The organism is Thermaerobacillus caldiproteolyticus, assembly GCF_013761245.1.
Classification (GTDB): domain Bacteria; phylum Bacillota; class Bacilli; order Bacillales; family Anoxybacillaceae; genus Thermaerobacillus; species Thermaerobacillus caldiproteolyticus.
In genome coordinates, this window is record NZ_JACDUT010000001.1 from 146030 (window position 1) to 171876 (window position 25847).

31 protein-coding genes are annotated in these 25847 nt (G+C 41.8%); 2 read left to right on the forward strand and 29 right to left on the reverse strand.

Annotated features, from left to right (window positions below; all coding sequences use genetic code 11):
- Positions 1-152: 152 nt before the first annotated feature.
- From HNR31_RS18510 to HNR31_RS00890, 28 genes are all read right to left on the reverse strand, one after another.
- A complete protein-coding gene (locus HNR31_RS18510; protein WP_258560987.1) occupies positions 153-302 on the reverse strand; it encodes a tyrosine-type recombinase/integrase in 150 nt (49 codons plus the stop codon).
- Between the two features lie 614 nt (positions 303-916).
- Entirely contained in the window at positions 917-1699 is a 783-nt protein-coding gene (gene spo0A / locus HNR31_RS00760) for a sporulation transcription factor Spo0A (protein ID WP_181554344.1), read from the reverse strand.
- Between the two features lie 324 nt (positions 1700-2023).
- Positions 2024-3313 (reverse strand): SpoIVB peptidase, encoded by a 1290-nt coding sequence (gene spoIVB / locus HNR31_RS00765; RefSeq protein WP_181554345.1) that lies wholly within the window; start codon positions 3311-3313, stop codon positions 2024-2026.
- Positions 3314-3436: 123 nt separating this feature from the next.
- The gene (gene recN, locus HNR31_RS00770) at positions 3437-5158 is read right to left on the reverse strand and encodes a DNA repair protein RecN (RefSeq protein WP_181554346.1); all 1722 of its coding nucleotides are present in this window, start codon (positions 5156-5158) and stop codon (positions 3437-3439) included.
- Positions 5159-5177: 19 nt separating this feature from the next.
- Positions 5178-5627, reverse strand: a complete 450-nt coding sequence (gene ahrC, locus HNR31_RS00775) for a transcriptional regulator AhrC/ArgR (protein ID WP_181554347.1) — start codon at positions 5625-5627, stop codon at positions 5178-5180.
- A 53-nt stretch (positions 5628-5680) separates the two neighbouring features.
- The gene (locus HNR31_RS00780) at positions 5681-6526 is read right to left on the reverse strand and encodes a TlyA family RNA methyltransferase (RefSeq protein WP_181554348.1); all 846 of its coding nucleotides are present in this window, start codon (positions 6524-6526) and stop codon (positions 5681-5683) included.
- A 3-nt stretch (positions 6527-6529) separates the two neighbouring features.
- A complete protein-coding gene (dxs, locus tag HNR31_RS00785; RefSeq protein WP_181554349.1) occupies positions 6530-8422 on the reverse strand; it encodes a 1-deoxy-D-xylulose-5-phosphate synthase in 1893 nt (630 codons plus the stop codon).
- 213 nt (positions 8423-8635) lie between these two features.
- The gene (locus tag HNR31_RS00790; protein ID WP_181554350.1) at positions 8636-9529 is read right to left on the reverse strand and encodes a polyprenyl synthetase family protein; all 894 of its coding nucleotides are present in this window, start codon (positions 9527-9529) and stop codon (positions 8636-8638) included.
- Positions 9530-9533: 4 nt separating this feature from the next.
- Positions 9534-9767: an exodeoxyribonuclease VII small subunit gene (locus HNR31_RS00795; protein ID WP_181554351.1), complete on the reverse strand. Its 234-nt coding sequence runs from the start codon at positions 9765-9767 to the stop codon at positions 9534-9536.
- On the reverse strand, positions 9760-11115 hold the full coding sequence (gene xseA, locus HNR31_RS00800) for an exodeoxyribonuclease VII large subunit (RefSeq protein WP_181554352.1): 1356 nt from the start codon (positions 11113-11115) through the stop codon (positions 9760-9762). Before xseA ends, HNR31_RS00795 begins: the two co-directional genes overlap by 8 nt.
- A 13-nt stretch (positions 11116-11128) precedes the next feature.
- The gene (gene folD / locus HNR31_RS00805) at positions 11129-11995 is read right to left on the reverse strand and encodes a bifunctional methylenetetrahydrofolate dehydrogenase/methenyltetrahydrofolate cyclohydrolase FolD (RefSeq protein ID WP_181554353.1); all 867 of its coding nucleotides are present in this window, start codon (positions 11993-11995) and stop codon (positions 11129-11131) included.
- 18 nt (positions 11996-12013) lie between these two features.
- Positions 12014-12412, reverse strand: coding sequence for a transcription antitermination factor NusB (gene nusB / locus HNR31_RS00810; RefSeq protein WP_181554354.1), 399 nt, complete (start codon positions 12410-12412; stop codon positions 12014-12016).
- 213 nt (positions 12413-12625) lie between these two features.
- A complete protein-coding gene (locus HNR31_RS00815) occupies positions 12626-13024 on the reverse strand; it encodes an Asp23/Gls24 family envelope stress response protein (RefSeq protein WP_181554355.1) in 399 nt (132 codons plus the stop codon).
- A 15-nt stretch (positions 13025-13039) separates the two neighbouring features.
- Positions 13040-14392 carry an acetyl-CoA carboxylase biotin carboxylase subunit gene (gene accC / locus HNR31_RS00820; RefSeq protein WP_181554356.1) on the reverse strand — a complete coding sequence of 451 codons (1353 nt, stop codon included), beginning with the start codon at positions 14390-14392 and terminating at the stop codon, positions 13040-13042.
- A 15-nt stretch (positions 14393-14407) separates the two neighbouring features.
- Positions 14408-14920: an acetyl-CoA carboxylase biotin carboxyl carrier protein gene (gene accB, locus HNR31_RS00825; RefSeq protein WP_181554357.1), complete on the reverse strand. Its 513-nt coding sequence runs from the start codon at positions 14918-14920 to the stop codon at positions 14408-14410.
- A 191-nt stretch (positions 14921-15111) separates the two neighbouring features.
- On the reverse strand, positions 15112-15693 hold the full coding sequence (locus HNR31_RS00830; protein ID WP_181554849.1) for a SpoIIIAH-like family protein: 582 nt from the start codon (positions 15691-15693) through the stop codon (positions 15112-15114).
- A gap of 18 nt (positions 15694-15711) precedes the next feature.
- Positions 15712-16323 (reverse strand): stage III sporulation protein AG, encoded by a 612-nt coding sequence (gene spoIIIAG, locus HNR31_RS00835; protein WP_181554358.1) that lies wholly within the window; start codon positions 16321-16323, stop codon positions 15712-15714.
- 5 nt (positions 16324-16328) lie between these two features.
- Positions 16329-16934 (reverse strand): stage III sporulation protein AF, encoded by a 606-nt coding sequence (gene spoIIIAF / locus HNR31_RS00840; protein ID WP_181554359.1) that lies wholly within the window; start codon positions 16932-16934, stop codon positions 16329-16331.
- 13 nt (positions 16935-16947) lie between these two features.
- Positions 16948-18123, reverse strand: a complete 1176-nt coding sequence (gene spoIIIAE, locus HNR31_RS00845; RefSeq protein WP_181554360.1) for a stage III sporulation protein AE — start codon at positions 18121-18123, stop codon at positions 16948-16950.
- A 20-nt stretch (positions 18124-18143) separates the two neighbouring features.
- The gene (gene spoIIIAD, locus HNR31_RS00850; RefSeq protein WP_181554850.1) at positions 18144-18530 is read right to left on the reverse strand and encodes a stage III sporulation protein AD; all 387 of its coding nucleotides are present in this window, start codon (positions 18528-18530) and stop codon (positions 18144-18146) included.
- Between the two features lie 18 nt (positions 18531-18548).
- Positions 18549-18755, reverse strand: a complete 207-nt coding sequence (spoIIIAC, locus tag HNR31_RS00855) for a stage III sporulation protein AC (RefSeq protein WP_027407755.1) — start codon at positions 18753-18755, stop codon at positions 18549-18551.
- An 18-nt stretch (positions 18756-18773) separates the two neighbouring features.
- Positions 18774-19286 carry a stage III sporulation protein SpoIIIAB gene (gene spoIIIAB / locus HNR31_RS00860; RefSeq protein ID WP_181554361.1) on the reverse strand — a complete coding sequence of 171 codons (513 nt, stop codon included), beginning with the start codon at positions 19284-19286 and terminating at the stop codon, positions 18774-18776.
- A complete protein-coding gene (spoIIIAA, locus tag HNR31_RS00865; RefSeq protein ID WP_181554362.1) occupies positions 19283-20209 on the reverse strand; it encodes a stage III sporulation protein AA in 927 nt (308 codons plus the stop codon). The genes spoIIIAB and spoIIIAA overlap by 4 nt, the downstream gene beginning before the upstream one ends.
- A 64-nt stretch (positions 20210-20273) precedes the next feature.
- The gene (locus tag HNR31_RS00870; RefSeq protein ID WP_181554363.1) at positions 20274-20555 is read right to left on the reverse strand and encodes a YqhV family protein; all 282 of its coding nucleotides are present in this window, start codon (positions 20553-20555) and stop codon (positions 20274-20276) included.
- A gap of 126 nt (positions 20556-20681) precedes the next feature.
- The gene (gene efp, locus HNR31_RS00875; protein WP_181554364.1) at positions 20682-21239 is read right to left on the reverse strand and encodes an elongation factor P; all 558 of its coding nucleotides are present in this window, start codon (positions 21237-21239) and stop codon (positions 20682-20684) included.
- Positions 21240-21266: 27 nt separating this feature from the next.
- Positions 21267-22328: a Xaa-Pro dipeptidase gene (gene pepQ, locus HNR31_RS00880; RefSeq protein WP_181554365.1), complete on the reverse strand. Its 1062-nt coding sequence runs from the start codon at positions 22326-22328 to the stop codon at positions 21267-21269.
- A complete protein-coding gene (gene aroQ, locus HNR31_RS00885; protein ID WP_181554366.1) occupies positions 22316-22774 on the reverse strand; it encodes a type II 3-dehydroquinate dehydratase in 459 nt (152 codons plus the stop codon). The genes pepQ and aroQ overlap by 13 nt, the downstream gene beginning before the upstream one ends.
- Before the next feature lie 72 nt (positions 22775-22846).
- Positions 22847-23368, reverse strand: a complete 522-nt coding sequence (locus HNR31_RS00890) for a YqhR family membrane protein (protein ID WP_181554367.1) — start codon at positions 23366-23368, stop codon at positions 22847-22849.
- 186 nt (positions 23369-23554) lie between these two features.
- Here HNR31_RS00890 and HNR31_RS00895 point away from each other — a divergent pair, with 186 nt between their 5' ends.
- Together HNR31_RS00895 and HNR31_RS00900 are read left to right on the forward strand one after the other, a co-directional pair.
- Positions 23555-24502 carry a DUF1385 domain-containing protein gene (locus HNR31_RS00895; protein ID WP_181554368.1) on the forward strand — a complete coding sequence of 316 codons (948 nt, stop codon included), beginning with the start codon at positions 23555-23557 and terminating at the stop codon, positions 24500-24502.
- Between the two features lie 25 nt (positions 24503-24527).
- Positions 24528-24875, forward strand: coding sequence for an SA1362 family protein (locus HNR31_RS00900; protein WP_181554369.1), 348 nt, complete (start codon positions 24528-24530; stop codon positions 24873-24875).
- A gap of 17 nt (positions 24876-24892) precedes the next feature.
- On the opposite strand, the gene HNR31_RS00905 is transcribed toward HNR31_RS00900, so the two are convergent.
- Positions 24893-25780, reverse strand: a complete 888-nt coding sequence (locus HNR31_RS00905) for a patatin-like phospholipase family protein (RefSeq protein ID WP_181554370.1) — start codon at positions 25778-25780, stop codon at positions 24893-24895.
- Between the last annotated feature and the right edge of the window lie 67 nt (positions 25781-25847).

The following is a 25847-nucleotide window of genomic DNA, read 5'->3' on the forward strand; positions in this document are numbered from 1 at the left end:
TCTTAATTGATGTGGAGTCACTTCTACACCAGCTTTTTCCCCGTTTCCTTTAACATCCGTTCAAAATTATTAACATCAAGCATTGTTCCGCGGATTGCTGGAAACAAAAATGGACTATCAGAGTCACCCGACGCTTTAAGTCATTTGCCATTTTAAATGAGAAGTAGACGTAACGCTGCTTCCTGTTTTTTGGATTTTTCAATTAATATCGGCTTCGTTTTAAAATCGACGTGCTCTGGCCGAAGCGCACAACATTCTTCTGCCCTCATACCCGTATCGAGTAACAAGCAAGTTTGGCCCATGAACGATAACCATGAAAGGTTGTAACATCAAAGGCTTTCAGCAATTTAACAATATCTTCCTCGAATAAAAGAACTTTTTGTTTGCGTTGCAGCTTAACGTTTTCGATATTTTCGCATGGATTTTCTTTTATTTTCCGTTATACAAAAAATTGAAAAACACCTTAATATTCCTTACATCATTGGCGATAGTTGTATCGCTAATCGGGTTGTTGTAATCTGTACGATGGGCTGGATAATTTATATTTGTACTATTTAGGTTAGAAATCACCGTATACTTCCCGCGCTCACGGTAAATATTTGATATACGCTCAAATGTGAAAAGTCTTTACTTTCTTGAATTGCTTCATTTTGTGCTGTTCCTTGAGATATAAAAAGAACAGGCGTAAAGTTTGTTCGTAATTCTCTTTCGTTTTCCGTGACAAATTTTCAGCGTCACAATACAGCATGAAATTGTCTAACTGAATGTCAAAATCGGACAAAATAAAACACCTCCTACTTACCGTTGTTTTTCCGGTAAATAAGAGGCGTTTTCTTTTCTGATGCATACGCATAAATATTTATCGGCAACTTAATGTTTATTGCTCGAAGCCATAAAACCGTTGATATTAGCAGTCTTAAGACGCCTTATGTTCGAGTCTCAGCTTATCAGCAACCATTGCGATAAATTCACTGTTCGTAGGTTTTGCTTTCGACATGCTGACGGTGTAGCCGAACAAGGAAGAGATGGATTCGATGTTGCCTCGGCTCCACGCAACTTCAATGGCATGGCGAATCGCCCGCTCAACGCGACTGGCGGTGGTGTTATATTTTTTCGCGATGTCTGGATAGAGGACTTTCGTAATGGAACCGAGCAGCTCAATATCGTTATACACCATCGAAATAGCCTCACGTAAGTATAAATATCCTTTAATATGTGCCGGTACACCAATTTCGTGAATGATGCTTGTAATGCTCGCATCCAAATTTTTCGGTTTATTTTCACGAACTTGGTATGAAGATGGTGACTTTTTGATAATTGGTGTTGTTTTTCCATGTACTTGGCGAATGTGATGAACGAGGTTTTCCATGTCAAAAGGCTTTAAAATAAAATATGCTGCTCCTAAATCGACCGCTTTTTTTGTTACATCTTCTTGTCCAAACGCCGTTAACATAATGACATTTGGTTGTTTTTCTCTTTTCACTCTCATTTTTTCTAACACTGCTAATCCGTCTAAATGAGGCATGATAATGTCTAACAGCAATATATCTGGCTGCTTTTCTTCGAGCATATACAAGCAGTCTTGCCCGTTATAGGCAACACCGACGACTTCCATATCATTCTGATTGGAAAGGTACTCCTCTAATAAGCTTACTAATTCACGATTATCATCCGCAATACATACTTTAATCTTGTTCAAGAAAATCTTCCTCCCCACTTCCAATTCGTCTCGTTATTTTATTTCTATGCAATATTCTACTAACCAAACCAATTCGACATGACAACCAAAAATCCTTTCATTTTTCGAAAAATAATAAAAAAACACATATTTTCCGAAAACTCATCAAGAATCATATGTATTCGACGAATTTAGCGCCTTGACAATATTTTTTATGTCGTTCTTGTCGAAAAATCTTTACACCTCCATTTTATATGATGTTTCATCAAATATCTATGCAAAAACGTGAAGATGATTGACTTTTTTCTGTATTTTTTTACACAAAAAGCGAGCCGAAATGGTTCGCTAGCTCGCTTTTTGTGTTGACTTTCCGTATAAATCGATGCCTGCCTCATTTAACATCCATTCAATATGAACCCCATATCCTGATGTTGGATCATTGACGAATACATGGGTCACTGCACCAATCAATTTTCCATCTTGAATGATCGGGCTTCCACTCATTCCTTGGACGATTCCCCCGGTCTTTTTGAGTAAGCGAGGATCAGTCACACGAATGATAAGTCCCTTTGTTGCCGGAAACTTTTGTGGTACCGTACTGACAATTTCAATGTCAAACGCTTCCACTTTGTCGTTTTCAACGACGGTTAAAATTTTTGCCGGCCCTTCTTTCACTTGATGTGATAAAGCAATTGGAATCGGCTTATCAAACATTTCATTGTGAATCGGCTTTGACAATGTTCCAAAAATGCCAAATGGACTATTGTTTGTAATGTTTCCAATCACTTCTTTATCACTTGAAAATCTCGCCAGTTTTTCACCTGGATTTCCGCTGCTTCCTTTTTCAATAGACGTTACGGTTGATTTCATAATTTGTCCATCTTGAACAACGATCGGCTTTTTCGTATCCATATCGGAAATGACATGTCCAAGAGCTCCATACTTTTTCGAAGCGGGGTCGTAAAATGTCATGGTGCCGATGCCAGCGGCAGAATCACGAATGTATAAGCCGATACGGTAGGCATGATCATGTTTATCCTTTAACGGGACGAGTTTGGTTGCAAAGGAGCGATGATCTCGAAGAATTTGTAATTGAAGTGGTTTCCCTGTTTTCCCTGCCTCTTCGATAAACGGGGATAAATCGCTCATATTTTCAATTTTTTTCCCATTAATGCTTGTAATAATATCTCCTACTTGAATACCGGCAATTTCTCCCGGCGATTTTTTCCCGTTTTCTGTTTCGATAAGATGATGACCAACAACAAGAACTCCCAATGTATTTAATTTTACACCAATCGATTGTCCTCCTGGGATGACTTTCAAGTTGGGAAGTACTTTGACATCGACTTTTTTAATTGGCATTCCTGCCATTTCTAAAACCATTTGTTTTTCACCGCTTTGTTTCGCCTGTACAGAAAGGGAATGGTTCTTTTTTTCAACCTCTATCGAATGGGGAGCGTCTTTGACCGTTGCTTGAACCGGAAGTGCAGAGGCAAAATGCAACGTCTCACCTTCAAACATGACGATCTGTTTTGGAATGCGAAAATATTCTTGCACCGGTTTCGACATGCTCATTGCTGTCAATAAAACAAGGAGAAAAACTCCCATCATTTTTCGGATTGTTTCTGCGTTCAAACTTTTTCACTCTCCTCGCTCCCACCTACACCTTCAAATGTGGCTACAGTTTTAATTTTGCCTTAATCGGCATAAATATAATCGTTTTGCCGATAAAAAAAGCTACCCGTAATGGATAGCTTTTCATCCTTTAATTTTTGTTGCTAGCTCAAGCAATTCTTTGGCGTGCTCTTTTGTTAATTCCGTAATTTCGACCCCGGAAATCATCCGGCCAATTTCTTTAATTTTTTCTTCTTCGGTTAATGCTTTAACAGATGTTTTTGTGCGATTTCCTACCGTTTCTTTGGAAATAAATAAGTGCGTATCAGCCATCGCCGCTACTTGTGGTAAATGTGAAATACAAAGAACTTGGGAACCGACAGAGACGCGATAAATTTTTTCGGCAATCGCCTGTGCTACGCGACCACTGACACCGGTATCAACTTCATCGAAAATGATCGACGTGACCCCTTGATGTTTGGAAAAAATACTTTTTAACGCTAACATAATTCGCGACAATTCTCCGCCAGAAGCGACTTTTGCCAGCGGTTTTAACGGTTCTCCGACGTTAGTCGAAATGTAAAATTCAACAAGATCAACACCATCTTCGTGAAACTTTACTGGAACTCCATCAAGCAATGGTGCGTCTAATGCCCCTTCCCGCTTCTCAAAAACAATGTCAAATTGAGTTTTGTCCATATATAAATCTTTAAGCTCTTGATGAATGTGATCAATAAGTGTTTTTGCGTATTTCATGCGAATACTCGTGACATTTTTCGCTTCCACCAGCAAATCTTCCGTTACGGATTGGAGCTCTTTTTGAAGCTGATGGATATGTGTTTCCCGATTTTGGATCGTGTCAATTTCTTCTGTAATGGTTTCAGCATACTGTAAAATATCCGCCACCGTTTGTCCGTATTTTCGCTTCAAATGGTTAATTTCATTAAGGCGGCTCTCAATGAAATCAAGACGCTCCGGGTCATATTCTAATTGTTCCAGCTCATCGCGTAATTTATAAGCGATTTCCTCAAGCAAATAATAGCTATTGGCAATCGTTTCATGTGCTTCCTTTAACGCTTGGTCGATATGGCTTACATCATCTAAATGGCTCATCGCGAGCCCGATCCAATCAAGCCCACGCTGTTCGCCATACAAGGCCTCGTAGCTATGTTTTAACGCCTCGTAAATTTTTTGGAAGTTCATAATTTTTACTTTTTCTTCCATCAATTGCTCGTCTTCATTCGGCTGTAAGTTCGCCTTTTGAATTTCATCAAGCTGGAATGTTAACAAATCGAGACGGTGTGCCATTTGTTGCTCATTTTCATTTAATTTTTTCAGCTGTTTGGTCAGCTGTTCATATTTTTCATATACAGCACGATATTCTTCAAGAGCGGTAGCGATTTCTGTTCCGCCATACTCATCAAGCAACGGGAGATGTCGGCTTGGATCCATCAGCTCTTGGTGTTCATGTTGGCCGTGAATATCGACAAGCGTCGAACCAATATCGCGTAAAACAGCCATCGTCACTAATTTGCCGTTGACACGGCAGACGCTCTTTCCATTAGCGGAAATTTCCCGGCGCAATACGACCATCCCTTCGCTAATGTCAATGCCGACTTCCGCGCATTTCTCATAACATGGATGTGTTTCGTCGTCGAGCAAGAATAAGCCCTCAATTTCTGCACGCTCTTCCCCATAGCGGACAAACTCCGCTGAGCCACGGCCGCCAATAAGCAAATGAATGGCATCAATAATAATCGATTTTCCGGCTCCTGTCTCTCCTGTTAACACCGTTAATCCTTTTTCAAACGAAATCGATAACGATTCGATAATCGCAAAATTTTTAATCGATAATTCCGCTAACACCGTGAAATCACACCTCTTTTTATAACATTTCTAACAAGCGTTTAGAAATTGTTTCTGTGTCTTCCGGTGTACGGCAAATGATTAAGCATGTGTCGTCTCCGCAAATCGTTCCAACGATTTCCTCCCAATCCAAATTGTCAAGCAAGGCGCCAATCGCATGAGCATTGCCCGGCAATGTTTTCATAACAAGCAAATGCCCCGCTCCATCAATTTTGACGAACGCATCCATTAAGGCACGCTTTAATTTTTGTAACGGATTAAAGCGCTGGTCAGCAGGAAGGCTGTACTTATAGCGTCCATTCATCATCGGCACTTTGACTAGCTGCAGTTCTTTAATATCTCTTGACACCGTTGCTTGCGTAACGTTAAAACCTGCTTGTTTCAGCATATCAACTAATTCATCCTGGGTTTCAATTTCGTGATTGGTAATAATTTCACGAATTTTAATATGCCTTTGCCCTTTATTCAAATTCAACACCTCACACAACTAGTTTCAGCATAAAAACGGGAATAACTGCTATGTTATTCCCGTTCCGCGTTTGAACGGCCTTGCAGCTCATGATGTGCTGCTTTGACGACATCCATCGGTTGCATAGACAATCGATTTTCGCCGCACTCTTGATCCCCGTTCCAACAAAGATGAAGCAAAAATTCGATATTTCCGTCTCCACCCGTAATCGGTGAATACGATAAATCAAGGACATTATAGCCTTCATTCAGCGCAAATTCGATAATCGAGTTTAACACCGCTTCATGCACACTGGCATCACGAACAATTCCTTTTTTTCCGACATGTTCTCTTCCAGCCTCAAACTGCGGTTTCACGAGCGCAACCACATCGCTTCCAGGAATGAGCACCGTCTTTAGCACCGGTAAAATGAGCTTGAGTGAAATGAACGAGACATCGATCGTCGCAAACTCCGGAAGCCCTTTTGTGAAATGCGCAGGCGTGACGTAGCGGAAATTCGTCCGCTCCATCACGATGACACGTTCATCTTGCCGCAGTTTCCATGCTAACTGATTATACCCGACATCAAGCGCATATGACATTTTTGCTCCGTGTTGCAGAGCACAATCTGTAAAACCGCCGGTAGAAGCACCGATGTCTAATAAGATTTTATCTTTTACGTTTACATTAAATGTGTGTAGCGCTTTTTCAAGCTTTAAACCGCCGCGGCTCACATAAGGGAGCGCTTCCCCTTTGATGGTCAGCGGAATATCGATTGGAACTTTCTCTCCGGGCTTGTCTAGACGAGCTTCATTCGTATAGACAAGGCCTGCCATGATCGCGCGTTTCGCTTTTTCACGCGTTTCTGCCAATCCTCGTTCGACTAATAGTACATCAAGTCTTTCTTTTTTCACTTTCATGTCTCATGCCCTTTTTTGTTTTCTTGGTATGATCGTTTTGACACGCTCAACGACATGTGCTGTCGTTAAGCCGATTTCTTTTAGCAACTCTTTGACGCTGCCGTGTTCAATAAAGCGGTCAGGAATGCCCATGCGGTCAATGATTGCCTGATGATAGCCATGATCGTGGGCAAATTCAAGCACCGCACTACCGAATCCACCTTGCAGTACCGCTTCTTCAATCGTTAAAATCGGGATATTGCTTCGGAACAATTCATGAAGCATCGCCTCATCCATCGGCTTAATAAAGCGCGCGTTAATGACTTTGACGGAAATGTTGTCTTTCGCTAATTTTTCCGCCGCTTCTAGCGCCATCGGAATCGTTGTGCCGAAGGTTAAAACGGCAATATCTCGGCCGTCGCGTAACACTTCCCATGTGCCAATTGGAATTTGTTTCAGTTCTTCATCAAGTTTTACGCCGAGACCGTTGCCGCGCGGAAAGCGAAGCGCGATCGGCCCGTCATCATATTGAATGGCCGTATAGACCATATGTTGACCTTCGTTTTCATCTTTTGGCATCATGAGAACGATATTAGGAACATGTCGCAAAAACGCGATGTCGAACACACCTTGATGCGTCTCTCCATCGGCTCCGACAAGTCCGGCACGATCAATTGCGAAAAAGACATTTAAGTTTTGGCGACATACATCATGAACAACTTGATCGTAGGCCCGTTGTAAAAACGTCGAATAAATAGCTAAAAACGGCTTCATCCCTTGCGTTGCCAATCCCGCTGCGAGCGTTGTGGCATGCTGCTCAGCAATGCCCACATCATACATGCGGTCAGGAAACTCGCTTGCAAATCCTTCTAGTTTCGAGCCAACCGGCATTGCTGGTGTAATTGAGACAATACGCTTATCTGTACGAGCTAATTTACGTACCGTCTCACTGATCAACTCGCTCCATGACGGTGCGGTATCCACCGGTTTTAAAAAGTCGCCCGTTTCGATTTTATAAGGACCCGTTCCATGCCATGTACCGACTTTATCATTTTCCGCCGGACGATACCCTTTTCCTTTTTTTGTAATGACATGCAGCAGTACAGGACCTTTAATTTTTTTTGCATAGTGCAAATTCTCAAATAAATCGTCAAAATCATGGCCGTCGACAGGACCAAGATACGTAAAGCCTAACTCTTCAAAAAAAACGCCGGAAACAAGCAAATATTTCAAGCTATCTTTGATGCGCTCTGCGGTTGCGGCAAGCTTGCCACCGACAGCAGGGATTTTCTTCAATAGTAATTCTAACTCATCTTTTACCCATTGATACTTGCCAGCCGTTCGCAAACGCCCAAGCACATTATGAAGGGCGCCCACATTCGGAGCAATCGACATTTCGTTATCATTTAAAACAACAATGATATCTTTTTTTTCATGCCCAATATGGTTCAATGCTTCGAGCGCCATTCCTCCAGTCAACGCTCCGTCTCCAATAATTGGAACAATGTATTCGTTCGTTCCCTTTAAATCGCGAGCGATCGCCATGCCCATCGCCGCGGATAGAGAGGTGGAGCTATGACCGGTTTCCCACACATCATGCTCGCTCTCACTTCGTTTTGGAAAGCCACAGAGCCCTTTATATTGGCGCAGTGTATCAAATTCACAGGCTCGTCCCGTTAGAATTTTATGAACATACGATTGATGACCTACGTCCCATAACAGCTTATCCTTTGGACTATCGAAAACTTTATGAAGAGCAATCGTAAGTTCTACTACTCCTAAGTTCGGTCCGATATGTCCACCTGTTTTTGACAGCTTCTCAATCAAAAATTGACGGATATCCGCGCTTAATTGAATGAGTTCTTTTGTTGACATCGATTTTAAAAAGCGCGGATTTTTAATGGTTGTTACATCCAAACGAGATCACTCGCTTTCGTTTTGTCATTCGCTTTCATCATGCTGATATAATACAGAAGTTATTTATTATTATACATGATTCAGGTTGAAAAATCGATTTCTGCCCATAAGCGAAAAAAGAGCCGCTAACACAGACGTGATAACGGCGTAAAGTCAAAACTCTCTATTTTCTTATTATAACATCAAAATAAAAAACGGACAATTGTCGGTTAATTAATGGTCGCGAGTGGCGACTAAATCGCAAATGTAGCATAATACATCATCATTCACGCGAGCATCCTGTAAACAACGTTTTGCTTCATTGATATGGTACAAAAGTTTTTCTTTTGCTCCATCAAGTGTCAATAGGGAAGGATACGTCACTTTCTCATTTTCAACATCGCTTCCCACCCGCTTGCCGATTTTTTCTTCTGAACCTTCAATATCGAGAATATCATCGCGAATTTGAAACGCAAGTCCTAAGTGGGATGCAAACGCATGAAGCTGTTCTAGCTGTATTTCGTTTGCCCCAGCTAATATCGCTCCTGCTAGTACGCTATATTGTAGCATTTTCCCTGTTTTATTGCGGTGAATATACTCTAATTGCTCAAGCGATAGTTCTTTTCCTTCGCCTTCCATATCAGCAACTTGTCCAGCCACCATTCCTTCAGGTCCAGCTGCTTTGGCGAGTTCATAAATGAGCTTTACTTTCATTTCTTCCGTCACTGTTGGCGCATTCATCTCAGCAATGACTTGAAAAGCGTACGTCAGCAAACCGTCACCTGCTAAAATCGCCATCGCCTCGCCGAACACTTTATGGTTCGTTGGCTTTCCGCGCCGCAAATCATCGTTATCCATGCTTGGCAAATCGTCATGAATCAAGGAATACGTATGAATCATTTCAATGGCACAAGCGACCGGCACTCCTACTTCGACTTCTTTGCCGAATGCATGCAGTGTGGCTAACAGAAGCAACGGGCGTATGCGCTTGCCACCTGCTTCAAGCGAATAAGACATCGCCTGTTTCAATGTTTGCGGTGCTTGCAATGTGTTGATATAGACAGGCAAAGTTTGTTCGATCCGCTGTTTATGTTCTTGCAAAAATTGCTCAATCTCGATTCTGTTCAACTGTTTATTCCTCCTCCTGAATGGAGAAAGGGGCTAGTTGTCCATCTTCTCGCAAAATATATTCCATTTGCTTTTCCACATGTTGCAGCTTGTCGTGACAAAGTTTCGAAAGCTTCATTCCTTCTTGAAAAAAGGAAATCGCTTGTTCAAGCGGCACGTTTCCTTCTTCTAATTTCTCAACGATTTCTTCTAATTTCATCATCGCTTCTTCAAATGTTAATTCTTTTTCCTCACTCATGTAAAGGCTCCTCCTCTATTCCCCATACGTGACAATCGAGACGTCCATCCTGCAAGCGCACTTGAATTGCATCTCCCGGTTGAAGTTGACGAATGCTTTTGACAAGCTCTTTATTTTCATTATAAACCAAGCTATAGCCTCTCTCCATCATTTTAAGTGGGCTTAACACATGCAATTGAGAAAGAAGAGAGCTGAATTGAAGCTGCTTTTGTTTTAGGAGTGCCCGCATTTCTTTTTCTAATGATTTCGTAAGTGTTTGCTGTTTTTCAGCCATTCTGGATAGGTGTTCTGCCGGATGATGTGCTTGTAATTTTAATTGCAGCTGTTCAAAGCGTTCGCGTTTTTTGTCGATCAATCGCTCTGTATGCCGCTCCAGCCGTTCAAGAAGAGAATCTAATTGTTGCTCTTTTTGTTCGTATAGTTTTTTTGGATAGCGAAATGCATACGATTTTTGCAAACGGATGAGCCGGTCGGACTCCGTCGTCATTTTTTCCTTCATTGCCCGGATTAACCGCACTTGACGTTGCGAGATTCGCTCAACAAGTTCAGTAATATGCGGTACCGCTAATTCGGCGGCACCAGTCGGCGTTGGTGCGCGTAAATCCGCCACAAAATCAGCAATCGTAAAATCCGTTTCGTGACCGACGGCGGAAATAATCGGGACGCTAGAGGCGAAAATAGCGCGTGCGACACGTTCCTCATTAAAGGCCCATAATTCTTCGATCGAGCCACCGCCACGCCCGACAATGAGCACATCGATATAGCCTAGCTCATTCGCCTTTTCAATCGAACGAACAATCGAATCTGCAGCATGCTCGCCTTGAACAAGCGTTGGAAATAAAATGATCGTTGCAATCGGATAGCGGCGGCGAATCGTCGTGACGATATCGCGAATCGCCGCACCGGTCGGGGAAGTTACAACACCAATATAGCGCGGAAATGACGGAATCCGCTTTTTATGCTCTGGCGAAAATAGCCCTTCTGCTTCAAGTCGTTTTTTCAGCTGCTCATAGGCCAAGTATAAGTTGCCGATTCCCTCCGGCTGCATTTCTTTCACATAAATTTGATAATTCCCGCTTGGCTCATACACAGAAATTTCCCCGCGAACAAGCACGTTCATGCCATTTTCCGGGCGAAACGCTAAATAACGATTGTATCCGGCAAACATGACAGCTTGAATGCGAGCATTTTCGTCCTTCAGTGTAAAGTACATATGCCCGCGCGAGTGATACGTAAAATTAGAAATTTCCCCTTTAATCCATAAATCTTGTAAATGTGGATCGACTTCAAATTTGCGCTTAATGTATTTCGTCAGCGCCGTCACTGTTACATATTTCACTTCTGCCACAAATAACCCTCACTTACCGCTGAACTTGGCGATGTGCATACTCTCTCGCTGCTTCAATCGTATTATGAAGCAGCATCGTAATCGTCATAGGACCGACTCCTTTCGGAACAGGAGTAAGGTAGCTTGCCACTTCTTTCACTTCCTCAAAGTTGACATCGCCGCATAGTTTGCCGTCTTCTAAGCGGTTGACACCGACATCAATGACGATGGCTCCTTTTTTGACGTGTTCTGCACCAATGAGGCGTGCTTTTCCAACCGCAACGATTAAAATGTCTGCTTGGCGCGTTAAATCTGCCAAGTTTTTCGTTTTTGAGTGACAATACGTCACCGTGGCATGTTCGCGTAAAAACAGTTGTCCTACTGGTTTGCCGACAATATTGCTGCGTCCAACAACAACAACGTGTTTTCCGGCAATTTCGACGCCTAATGATTGTACCATCCATAAAATACCGTATGGTGTGCATGGAAGAAATGCCTTTTGTCCGACCATCATTCGCCCGATATTAATCGGATGAAACCCGTCAACATCCTTTTCTGGTGCAATTGTTTCGATCACTTTCAATTCGTTAATATGGCTTGGAAGCGGGAGCTGTACTAAAATACCGTGAACGGACGGATCTTCATTCAGCTGTTTGATTTGCTCTAATAAAAATGATTCCGTAATGGTTTCAGGAAAGGCAAGCAAGGTCGAACGAATGCCGACTTCAGCACATGCTTTTTGCTTTCCTTTCACATACGAATGGGAGGCTGGATTGTCGCCGACAAGAATAACCGTAAGACCCGGTTCAATTCCCTCCTTTTTCAGCTGCTCAACTTCCTTTGCCAATTGCAATCGTTTTTCTTTTGCTAATTCTGTACCGCTAATGATTTGTGCCGTCATTGTTTCAACTTCCCTTCTCTATTCTGTAATATGCAAAGCATCTTTCACTTTAGAAAGCACGCCGTTGACAAAACGACTTGATTTTGCATCACCAAATTTCTTCGCTAATTCAACCGCTTCGTCTAAGCTGACTTTAACAGGAACATCATCGACGTATTTCATTTCGTACGTCGCCATTCGTAAAATCGCGCGATCGACGTTGGCTACGCGCTCTAATGTCCATTTTTCAAGATTGCTGCGCAGCAGTTCATCAATTTCTTCTTGATGCTCCACAACGCCAAAAACGAGCTGTTGAAGAAATGGATCAACTTCTTCTTCATGTACAACGTTTTGAACTGCCTCTTCTGGTGTAATACGCCCTACATCAATTTGGAAAAGAGCCTGTAACGCTTTTTCCCTCGCTGCATGTCGCTTCATCACTTTCACTCCTTTTTCAAAAAATTGACGAACATTTATGTGATGATCATACCATACTTTCGCGATAAGTAATACTATAATCCGTACAAATCATTAGCAAAGTACATAAAATGGTCGTTTTTTTCATAAAAGCGATAAATATTGGCTCGTCAACTAAGATAACAAACTTTTTGCAAAAAAACAAAGGGGCACATGGCCCCTATTTCACGACATTTACTGCTCAACTTCTTGTTCTTGCTTCGCCGTATCGAATTGAATGCCGACGACATGAACATTGATTTCGCTTGTTTCCAATCCAGTCATATTAAATAAAGCTTGACGAACGTTTTCTTGAATTTTCTTTGCTACCGTTGGAATGGAAACGCCAAATTGGATGAGGCAATAAATATCGATCGCCACACCATCCTCTTTCAAGTCAACTTTGACGCCTTTCCCATGATTTTTCTTCCCGAATCGTTCAACGACACCGGCCGCGAAATTTCCGCGCATTTGCGCAACGCCATCAACTTCGCTTGCGGCAATGCCGGCGATGACTTCAATCACCTCTGGAGCAATTTCTACCTTTCCTAACCCACTATGCTCCTGCTCCATTTCGAATACATGCTCTGTCATGGCACACACCTCCCATTATGGTTTCATAATATCATATAATTCCAGAAATTTCGTATTAAAATCGCCTTGCACGAATTTTTCATGCTCAAATAGTTTTAGGTGGAACGGAATTGTGGTATGAATCCCTTCGATAACAAATTCGCTTAGCGCCCTCTTCATGCGCGCGATCGCTTCCTCGCGAGTGGAGGCGTGCACAATTAATTTGGCAATCATCGAATCGTAATAAGGCGGAATCATATAGCCGGGATAAGCCGCTGAGTCGACGCGCACTCCTAATCCGCCCGGCGGGAGATACATATTGATTCGTCCCGGTGATGGCATAAAATTTTTCTCTGGATTTTCTGCGTTAATGCGGCATTCGATCGCCCACCCGTTAAAGGTTACTTCTTCTTGTGTGAGCGATAGCTTTTCCCCAGAAGCGACGCGAATTTGTTCCTTAATTAAATCGACTCCTGTAATTAATTCGGTTACCGGATGCTCGACTTGAATGCGCGTATTCATTTCCATAAAATAGAATTTTTTTGCTTTATAGTCAAAAATAAATTCCACTGTTCCTGCGCCGGTATAATTAACGGCTTGCGCTGCTTTTACCGCCGCTTCTCCCATTCGTTTCCGTGTTTCTTCGTCAAGCGCTGGTGACGGTGCTTCCTCTACGAGTTTTTGCAGACGGCGTTGAATCGAGCAGTCACGTTCCCCTAAATGGATGATATTCCCATAGGAGTCAGCCAGCACTTGAATTTCAACATGGCGAAAATCTTCAATATATTTTTCAATATACACACCCGGATTACCAAACGCTGTGGCGGCTTCTTGCTGGGTAATGTTAATTCCTTTGATTAGCTCCTGCTCGTTTCTTGCGACGCGAATTCCTTTTCCGCCGCCGCCCGCTGTTGCTTTAATAATAACAGGATAACCGATGTCGTTAGCAAGCGCAATCGCCTCATCGACGCTTTCGATAATTCCTTTTGAACCAGGAACAATCGGTACGCCTGCTTCCCTCATCGTTTCGCGGGCAATATCCTTAATCCCCATTTTTGTAATCGCTTCCGGGCTTGGACCGACAAACGTAATGTTACATTCGCGGCAAAGCTCAGCAAACGCAGCATTTTCCGCTAAAAACCCGTATCCCGGATGAATGGCGTCACAGCCTGTTAGCGTGGCAACACTCATAATGTTTGTAAAGTTTAAATAGCTATCCTTCGAAGCGGTTGGGCCAATACAATACGCCTCATCGGCAAGCTGAACGTGGAGCGCCTCACGGTCCGCTTCGGAAAATACAGCCACCGTTTCGATGCCAAGTTCTTTGCAGGCACGAATGATGCGAACGGCGATTTCTCCACGATTAGCAATTAGTAATTTTTTGATCATCGCTCGTTCTCTCCCTTATTCAGGTTTCACAAGGAATAAAGGTTGTCCATATTCGACAAGTTGCCCATTTTGCACAAGAATTTCTACGATTTCACCATTCACTTCCGCTTCGATTTCATTAAATAATTTCATCGCTTCAATAATACATACGATCGTATCTTTTTTGACTTTATCGCCCACTTTTACATATGGTGGTGCGTCTGGTGATGGTGCTGTGTAAAATGTTCCAACCATCGGGGAAGTAATTTTATGTAAGTTTTCTTTGTTCACCGTTTCTTGTTTCGCTTGTTCCTCCTGCTTTGTTTCTGCAATAGGAGCAGTCGGTTGCGCTGGTGCTTGCGATGGCGCTTCTGGTGTAACTATTTTTACCGTTGGTTCAGCCACTGTTTTTACTACCGTTTCGACTGGAACGCTCGTGCTTGGCTTTTTCATATGCACTTTTGTTCCTTCATGTTCATACACGAATTCTTCGATACTGGATTGATCAATGAGTCGAATCAGTTCACGAATCTCTTGAATTTTTAACATTGTTTACACCTCTCGCTCATGAAATGAATGTGTCATATAATACCATGATAAGCAAGATCTTTCCTCATATTCAATAGAAGAGCCAAATAATAAAATGTAGTTTTAAAACCTAGTCCTATTATATACAATTAAATTGTTTTTTTCACTAAAAAAATAAGCCGCCCTCCGTAGAGAGCTGCCCTCTATATCTGCTATTTCACTGGTTGAAATTCAACCGTTACATCGTCAACGTCTTTCATTTCGCTTTTAACCAGTTGGATAACTTCATTGGCTTCTTTGGCGGAAAGTTTTTTCGCTTTGACGGTCACTTTTACTTGATCGCTATCTGCACGGACAAGAACGTCTTCATATCCACCTTTTGATTTGATGAGTGTTTCTAATGTTGCTTCTTTTTCAGCGATGGTCTCTAATTGCTGAATTTTATCCATTGCTTCGCTCTTTTGTTGCGGTGTTGCGTTGGCTGAAGCAACAATGTCATTTAATTGTTCGCGCACTCGGCTTCTTTCGTCCTCAATTTGCATGCGTAACGCTGTGAACACATCATCATCGGCAACGCTTGAAGTAACTTTTCCATCTTTTGCTTCTGTAGTTTCTTCTACAGCGACTTCTGCTCCTTCTTTTTCTGCTGTGGGATCCTTGACATCACTTACCTTTTCATTGTTGGTAAACGCTACATTGTCATTCATTTCTTTTGGTGCCGTAACATAATAGACCGATAATACAACGACTAAGCTTAACATGGTTAATAGCCAAACAGTTTGTTTCTTTAACATCATCCATCATTCCTCCTATCATTTTTTCGGTAATACAGCAACGCGGTAGCTAGGTACATGAAGCACGCGCGTCACCGCTTCCACAATCCATTGTTTTACTTGCAGGTTATCAGCTCCTTTGGCCACCACTAATACACCGCGAATTTCCGGTTTTTTTGTTGTTAGCACAATGGGGGTTTCTTTTTCTCCATCCCGGACAATGACGACTTGTTCGTTTGAAGAATTGTTTTCTATCTTCCTTTTTCCTCCCTCGCGGTCGGTTTCATCGGTCGTTTGCTGCTGGTTAACACGATTTTTTTCTAGCACTTTCGTCTCTGTCGCGTCGACATTGACAACAACCGTTACATCGTCGACACCTTCAATCGCCTCAAGTGCTGTTTTTAACTGTTCTTCGTAACGTTCTTCGTAATCGGCAATGATTTTTGATTTCGCCTCTTGTTTTTGGCCAAATGTTGGCTCCGCCTGCTTGTCTACCTGTTCGAATACGGCCTGTTCGTTCTTTGCTGACAAATGGCTCATGATCATAAACACAATGCCAAGTAACAATAATAGAAACACATAAAGTGTCGCTTTCTTTTCTCTATGTTGTCTTTCAAATGGTAACAGCCATCGTTTAATGAATTGGAACATCCCCCCTATTCCCTCCCCTCAATTTGTACAGCGATTTTTTCTTCGTTCACTCCCCATTTTGCTGCGAAAAACGAAGCGATCTCTTTTTTGCGTGCTTCATCATGAGATGATTGATTGAGCGGCTTGGAAGCGTCGATGACAACAGGATGAACTATTTCTTGCTCATTCTGTTCACTTAACGTTACTTCAATGGTTTTAATATCATCAGGAATTTTCAGCTGTTCTTTTTCATTTGTTTGGAACGAAATGTTTTGTACCATCAATCCATAATCCTTCATCAACTCCTCGGCTACTTGTTTTTTCATCTGGACAGCCATTTGTTCTAAAATATATGCACGTTGCGAGGCTTGTATTTCTTTTTTCTTCATTTCAAATTCATTTTTCATCGTCTCTTGTTGATTGCTTCCTTCCATATGAATAGTAGCAAGAAGACGATCGACATCAATCGAAAAAAGCTGCAAAAGAGGGGATAGCATAAGTAGAATTAATATTAACCCGATGACCATTTTTACATATTTTTGAAAATTTGTAGCCGGAAGCAATAAGTCGATAATCATTGCAAATAAAATGAAGATAATAATATTAGTCACCCATTCGATAATAAGCTGCATGTCCTCCCCTCCTCTATCGCACCATCATTGTGATATTTCCTGCGGTAATGATGATGGTTAAACTTAAGAAAAACATGAGCGATACAATCGCCAATGAGGCAAAAATATACGTAATGCTTTTGCTGATAATACTTAAACACGAAATAACTGGACCACCGCCAAGCGGTTGTAATACAGCAGCAGAAAGCTTATAAATAAATGCAATGATGAAAATTTTCAAAGCAGGAAACGCCGCAATAATCAGTAAAATGGCAACACCGACAATGCCCACTGTATTTTTCAGTAACATTGATGCTGTCACGACAGTATCTGTCGCATCAGTAAACATTTTCCCAACAACCGGAACGAAATTACCAGTCACAAACTTGGCTGTCCGTAAAGCAATTCCGTCAGCAACTGCTGATGTCGTTCCTTTGACAGACATAACACCAAGAAAAATGGTTAAGATTACGCCAAGCGTCCCCATCGCTACTTTCGTAAATAAATCGGCAAGTTGTGTCACTTTATAATGTTCACTCATCGTGCTGACGATGCTTAATAAAGCGGCGAGGAATAAAAGAGGTAACGTTACATATTCAACAACCATGCCCGTTGTATTCATTAAAAACAGGATGATCGGATGGAAAAACGCCGCGGATATGAGCCCCCCGGAAGACGCTAACAACGCCAACAAGAGAGGGATAAGAGCAATCATAAAATGGCTCATGGTTTGAATCGCCTCAAGCGCATAATTCATCGCTAATCGGAAACTGTTTAAAGCGATGATGATCAGTACCATGTAGACAACAGCATAAGCAACTTTACTTACTGATTGTTGTTCAAACGCATTTTGTAGCGACTGCAAAAACATGCTAAAGACAGTAAGTAAAATGAGGGTGCCGAGAAGCTTTCCATTTGTTTGTAATTCATAAAAAATAAACTTCAGAAAAGCAACGAGCCACTCTTTTAACGACAATTCCTTCTCTCCATTTAGAAATTGCACGAATGACCCTTTTTGGCTTTCTGGTAAAAATCCGCCGTATTTTGTCACAATATCATCCCAATATTGCCGAATTTCATCAATCCCAAGCGCGTCAATTTGCTTTTGCATGAGCTGCTCATTCGGGGGAGAAGCTTGTACAATCAGCGGCGATAAAAAAAAGAAACAAGCAAACGCAACAGTATAGACTGAAGCAAATTTTCCTTTCAATCCATCACCCCCTTTAAGCGTTATGTGGAAGGGATTAACCCGATGACTGTTTCGATAATTGCAGTTAAAATCGGAATAGCCATCGCTAAAATTAAAATTTTTCCGCCGAGTTCAATTTTCGAAGCAATCGCTCCTTGACCAGCGTCTTTGGAAATTTGTGCGGCAAATTCAGCGATATAAGCAATCCCAATAATTTTTAAAATCGTTTCGAAATACACCATATTTACTTTTGTATCATTCGCCATTTTTTGTAACATATGAAGAATGTCACTAATTTTATCGACTAAGAAAAGAAAAATGACGCAACCAACGAAAACAGTTAGTAAAAAAGCGACACTCGATTTATGTTCGTTTAATAAAATCACTAAAAATGTTGCGATGAGTCCTAATCCGACAATTTGTAAAATTTCAATCGTGGCTCCCTCCTAACTTTGAAACAAAAATACGTCTTTAATTTTTTGAAACAAATCGCTAACAATGGATGCCACCATAAATAAAATGTAAATAAATCCAAGAAGAGTTACCCATTGGGCGTATTCTTTTTTTCCCATTTGGTCAAGCACCGTATGCAAAAATGCAACAACGATTCCAACCCCAGCAATTTTAAAAATGATATCAACATCAATGCCCATGTTCGCTTTGCCTCCTGTTTACATCAGTAAAATAATGAGCAGTAGCCCCGTCAGTACCCCTAGACTTTTCGCCATTTTTTCATAGCGTGCTTTCTTTTCCAGCGCATCTTGTTCCTCACGTTCAAGATGGACAAGCGCTAATGCAATCTGCTTTTGTTGTGCGATTCGGTCGTATTGCCCTAATGTTTCGCCAAATTGCTTCATAATTTCAAATTCACCCTGTTTTAAAGCCGTTGATTTCCACACCTCTTTTAAGCTTTGTTCCCATGCTTCCTTGACACTCGCTTCTCCCATTTGAAGATTTGCGGCAAACTCGTCAAATAATCGAGATAGCGGCAGGGTAAGCTGTTTCGCTATATGAGAAGCTGCCTCCACTAAAGGAGTATGACCATACATAATTTCTGCTTCTAATGATTGAAGAGCAGCTTTTAATTGCCGTAATTGCAGAGGACGCTCGCTTAAAAAACGTGATGCTTCAAAACCTGTCCACGTTGTTGCCAATAAAATGAGGCACGCTCCAACGAGTTTCATCGCCCCACCCCCATTCGTTCATACAATACCGTTCCTGTTTGATTGAGGATGCGCCGAATCGTTCCCGGACCATGTTCATTCGTTAATTCAACAAACCGTTCAAATACGTTTTGCTCAATAATAGACCGCAATGTCGGACGTTGGGAAACATCATTCCATTCTCTCCCGTGCACAGTCGTACAGATGCATACTCCTGCATGAACAGCTTCTAAAACCGCCTCGCTATCTTCAGCACGACCGATTTCATCGACAATGATCACATCTGGGCTCATCGAACGAATCATCATCATCATTCCTTCTGCCTTTGGACACGCATCGAGCACATCGACACGGTCTCCTAGATCAAATTGCGGAATTCCTTTAACACACCCAGCAATTTCCGAACGTTCATCAACGATGCTAACTTTCTTGGAAGGAATGTTCCGTTCTGTCACACCTTTGCTCATCATTCGAGCTAAATCACGGAGCAGCGTTGTTTTTCCGGTTTGTGGTGAGCCGATAATCATCGTATTGCACCAGCGTCCATCATAAAGATATGGAAGAAGCGGAGAGGCCACACCTATTTTTTGTTTGGCAATCCGAATATTAAAAGAAGTAACATGACGAATGGCTTTCACATTTCCTCCATCAGTAATGACTTTTCCAGCTAGTCCAACACGATGTCCTCCTTGGATCGTAATAAATCCTCGTTTGAGTTCTTCTTCTATCGCATAAATGGAATATTGACTCAATTTATTTAACAGATGAATGCCATCTTCCGCCGTCACGCGATACGGAAGAAAATGAGCTTTTCCTTTCTCCAGCACTTCTAAAGGCCGTTGAATCCGAACGCGAATCTCTTCTATGTGCTCACACATCGAAGGAGGTAATTGTTGAAGTGTAGACGCTATAGATTTCGGCAACACCTCGAATATCCCTTGCACTTGCTCCTCCTCCTTACTCATTGGACTCGTTCCATATTTATGGAACAGCATGATGAATTATGACTCACTTATAAATCCCAAATAAAATAAGCGCAATCCCAAGGGCAATCCACAATAATTTAGAAAATGAAAGCTCGTCCGTCAACGAGAGAAGACCAATCGTCATCGTGGTGATAAAAATAACCGGACCGATGACAGCTAGCAACGCATTCACAGCCACTGCCTTTTTAACATCGTTAAGCGAAAGCATCACAAGAGCGGCTATCAATTCAATCGTTGCCGACAAAAGGCGTATCCCTGCCATCGTGAGAACGGCTGGTTCAATAATTAATAACCACCGCTTCATAATTTCCTCCTGCATACAAAAAAATGATTAGTACAAACGTATGCAGAAATAATGATTTTCAGAAGCAATTTATGCGGAAAAAATAAAAAGCTCCTTGCTAAAAAGCAAGGAGCTGAAAGGGCTTATTTACGCACGAGATACGTATGTGCCATCCGCTGTATTGATGATTAATGTATCGCCTTCGTTTACAAAGAATGGCACTTGAACGACAAGCCCAGTTTCTAATGTAGCTGGTTTGGAGCCTCCAGAAGCGGTGTCTCCTTTAATGCCAGGCTCTGTTTCAATAACTTTTAGCTCAACAGTGTTTGGAAGCTCGACACCAATCGTTTCGCCTTGGTACATCATAATGAATACTTCCATGTTTTCTTTCAAGAATTTTAATTCATACTCGATTTGTTTGGAAGAAAGCTCAATTTGTTCATATGTTTCAGTGTCCATAAATACATGTTGGTCACCGTTTGCATATAAATATTGCATTTTTCGATTATCAATTTGCGCTCGGTTTACTTTTTCACCAGCGCGGAACGTTTTCTCTTGAATGGCACCTGTACGAAGGTTGCGAAGCTTCGAACGAACGAATGCTGCCCCTTTTCCAGGCTTGACGTGTTGGAACTCGATGACACGCCAAATGTCACCATCCACTTCAATAGTTAAACCGGTACGAAAATCGTTTACTGAAATCATTGACCGATATCCTCCTACTTGCAAATATTATAAAGTGATTAATTCTTTTGGCGAATGAGTCAGCGATTCATTACCATCCTTTGTGACAACAGTGTCGTCTTCAATGCGTACACCGCCAAGCCCTGCTATGTAAATGCCTGGTTCTACCGTCACGACCATTCCCGGTTCTAACACAACGTTGGAACGAGCAGATAATGCCGGTCCTTCATGCACTTCAAGCCCGATTCCGTGACCGGTAGAGTGGCCAAAGTAATCTCCATAGCCTTGCTCGGTGATGTAATCACGGGTAAGCGCATCGGCCTCACGCCCTGTCATTCCCGGTTTGATGCCGGTCATGCCACGCAGCTGAGCTTGAAGCACAATATCGTAAATCTTTTTCAATTCATCACTTATCTCGCCAACCGCCACTGTTCTTGTAATATCAGAACAGTATCCCTTGTAGTAAGCGCCAAAATCAAGCGTGACGAGTTCGCCTTTTTCAATGACTTTATCGGTTGCCACTCCGTGTGGTAATGCTGAACGATAGCCAGATGCAACGATAATATCAAACGATGACGAAGTTGCCCCCTGTTTTCTCATGAAAAATTCTAATTCGTTCGCAACCTCGATTTCTGTAACACCAGGGCGAATAAAATGAAGAATATGTTGAAACGCTGCATCGGCAATTTCCGCCGCTTCCTTTAATATCTTAATCTCTGACTCGGACTTAATCAAGCGTAACTTTTCGATCACATGGGAAACAGGGACAAGCTCAGCTTGCACGTCTTTTTCGTATGCTTTAAACATAGCGTAAGAAAGATCTTCTTGTTCAAATCCAAGTTTTTGAATGTTGAGACGAGCCACTTGCTTCGCTACTTCTTCTATAATCAGACCTGTATGCTGTACAATTTCATAGCCTTCCACTTGCTTTGAAGCTTGTTCTACATAGCGGAAATCGGTAATAAAAACCGCGTTTGTTTTTCCGATGACTGCCACCCCTGCCGTGCCTGTAAAGCCCGTCATATAGCGACGATTGTATCCGTTTGTAATTAGCATTCCATCGATTCCGTACTCATCAAAATACGCGCGTAGTTTTTCTATTTTTTCCACGTTTCCGCTCTCCCTTCGATCTTTTCTAATAGTGCAAGTATCGCCAGCCGGTAGCCAGTGAAACCGAGACCGACAATTTGTCCAATCGTAACAGGCGCAATGACCGACACATGGCGAAACGGCTCGCGGGCGTGAATATTGGAAATATGTACTTCAATCACAGGGACATTGACACTAGCAATGGCATCCCTAATCGCATAACTATAATGAGTAAACGCACCAGCGTTAAGGATGATACCATCATATTTGCCATCCGCGGCATGAATTTGTTCGATAATCGCTCCCTCATAGTTGCTTTGAAAACAAGTTAGCTCTGCTTTATGCTCCGCTGCAAAAGAAATTAATTGTTGCTCTAGATCGTTTAATGTTTCACTTCCGTAAATCTGCGGCTCACGCTGGCCAAGACGATTTAAATTTGGCCCGTTAATGAGAAGAAAATGCGCCATTTTTGTAACCCCTTTAAGAAAATCGAAAGAATGTTTAAACAATCATATTTTACCATAAAGCACATCTCTTCACTACTCATTTGTTGCTTGCATTTGCGTTTGACGATTCATTTCTTGCGCTTCAAATGAAATAGAATAACCGATAAATACACCATACAAAATATATAGGCAAATCGTCGTTACAATCGTATTTCGCTCTAATTCAGAAACCGGCTGTAGGTTAGGAAAAATGGGATTCAATACGTAAAACACAATAAACCATAACGCAACTCCATAGAAAATTCCGGCCCACATGCTTTTCATTTGTTTGAAAAAGGCATAATAAATGAATGCAACTAATATAGATATTAAGCCAATCAAAAAGATGGCGATGTAATTACCAAGCTTCCCATATTTCCAATCGCCAAGTGCCCACGGGTGCAAAATCATGTTCGGACTCAGTTCTGTAAAGTGAAAAAAATACGCTAAATATCCTAATGAGCTCCAAAACACACCACCAACAAATCCAGTGATCATAACTTTCATTAATAATGACATCGGTTGTTCACGTTTATTTTGTTCAAGTTGGTGATGATTATCTTTTGTTTGTTCCATTTGTGCTTGACACCTCCTTTTTTAGTATGACCTGACACACATCAACTCATGAATAAATAAAAAAATCATGACAACATGTCTAGACGTTTCATTTTTTGGAAATGATAATCATAGCATCAACCTAGAGGTTTCCAGCGATTTCTTGTAGAATAGAATCATAAATATAGAAATAGGTTGGTGTAAACGATGGAGAAATTGACAAAACCGATATATGGCGGCCAAGCGGTTGTAGAAGGTGTGATGTTTGCGGGCAAAAAATATTCCGTCACCGCGATTCGCCGAAAAGACCAGACAATCGAATATTTTCACTTGCCTCGTCAAACGAACTCAACCTTATCATTTCTCAAAAAGATTCCGTTTATCCGCGGGATTATTGCGATTTTGGAAGCGAGCGCAAACGGGGCAAAACATTTGCAATTTGCTAGTGAGCGCTACGATCTTGATCCGAAAGACGATCAAGCGCTGACAGAGACGAAGACCGAATCATCCAAGCTGTCTCTTGTTTTTGGTGTAGCCATTGTTGGGGTCTTATCGTTTCTATTCGGAAAGTTTCTTTTTACCGTTATCCCTGTATTCTTGGCTGCATTTACCAAGCCGCTTTTTCCGTCAAAAATAGCACAAATTTTAGTAGAGGGAACATTTAAACTATTATTGCTTCTTGCATACATTTACTTTATTTCTCTTACTCCGCTTGTGAAACGAGTCTTTCAATATCATGGAGCGGAACATAAAGTGATTAACGCGTTCGAAAGTTGTCAGCCGCTCACCGTCGAAAACGTGCAACAGGCATCACGACTTCATTACCGTTGCGGTAGCAGCTTTATTTTATTCACTGTGATCGTCGGTGTATTCGTTTATATGGCTGTGCCAACGGATCCGCTTTGGCTAAGAGTGGTAGACCGTCTTGCGTTAATTCCAGTTGTGCTTGGTATCTCTTTTGAAGTGTTACAGTTTACGAATAAATTAAGAGATATTCCGATTTTACGTTGGCTTGGATATCCTGGCTTATGGTTACAGCTATTAACGACAAAAGAACCGAGCGATGACCAAGTCGAAGTAGCGATCGCATCTTTTCAAGAGCTACTTCGTTTAGAAGAAAACGGCGAAAGCGAGAGAACAGAGGCGATTCGGTAAAGATTACTTGAAGGAGGTGCACAAATTGCGTCGCCGCACGATCCATCCATTTGCTGCGCTTATTCTTTTTTTAGGAGCTTTTGGCTTTGTGTACGTCCTATGGGAACATCCAGCTACACTGTTTCGGAGAATCCTCTTTATCAGTTTCGCAATAGTCGCCATTTATGCGTTATATCAATTACTTTACAAACGCCGTATGAACAAAGAACACACTTCTTACTTAAAAGCGGTCCATCAATCGAAAAAATTACATCCTGACCATAGACGAAAAACACAACTGAAAGCGAAACGACTATCAAAAAAACGGACAACGACGCATTTGACAGTCATCGAAGGAAAAAAAGGAAAAAAAAAGAATCGAGCCTTATTTTAGCTTGATTCTTTCTTTGTTTAATACGTCCATTTTCTTAAAAATTGTTCGGTTTTCGTTCTTCCATACTCTATTAAACGATCCCTCTCCTCTTTCGTAATCACAAATTCTGTCGAAAGTAGATGCCGAACAGGAAGAAAAACGATATTTTTTTCATGGCGCCGCGAAATATAGCGGGCGTCATGAGCTTCTTTCATTGTCATAAATAACGCCTCGTACAATTCAATCGCGTTTCTAATTTTCTTTTTTGGTCGTTCATTCAGTTTCGCACTAAGTTGAATTCCTAGCACAGGCCTCTTTTTCATTTTCTTTTCTTCATCATCGAATAAAAAAAGAGGAAAATTGCTGAGCACTCCCCCATCGACAACAACATGTTTTCCTCTGCCTGTCTGCAATTTGACTGGTTCAAAAAAATACGGAATGCTCACACTCATTCGTACCGCTTTCGCTACAGAAAACGTGCCTGGATCAATGCCGTATAATGGCAGGTCATCCGGCAAAATGAGAAGGCGCCCATTTGTCACATCCGAAGCAACGATATACAAGCAATCGCTTGGCAAATCAGCAAATGTTTTCACTCCTTGCGCTGCTAACACATCCTCCATCCATTGTTCTAATGCTTGCCCCTTATACAATCCCATTCGCCAATAAAGCAGCAACCATTTCATAAATGAAAACGGTGATACGAGTGTACGCTCATCTAAAAAATGGCGCAGTTCTAATTCATCGATAAGATCGATCATTTGCCGGCTTGTATACCCAGCAGCAATAAGTGCTGCCACAATCGAACCAGCGCTTGTTCCCGCGAGCCGCTTGAACCGAAATCCCTTTGCCTCAATCGCCTCATACGCCCCAATGAGCGCAAATCCTTTCACTCCACCTCCGGAAAACACGATGTCAATCTCCATGTTGCTCTCCCTCCATTACCGTTCTTTTATATGTTTAAGAGGGAAGAGGCAAATTTAGTACGGAAAA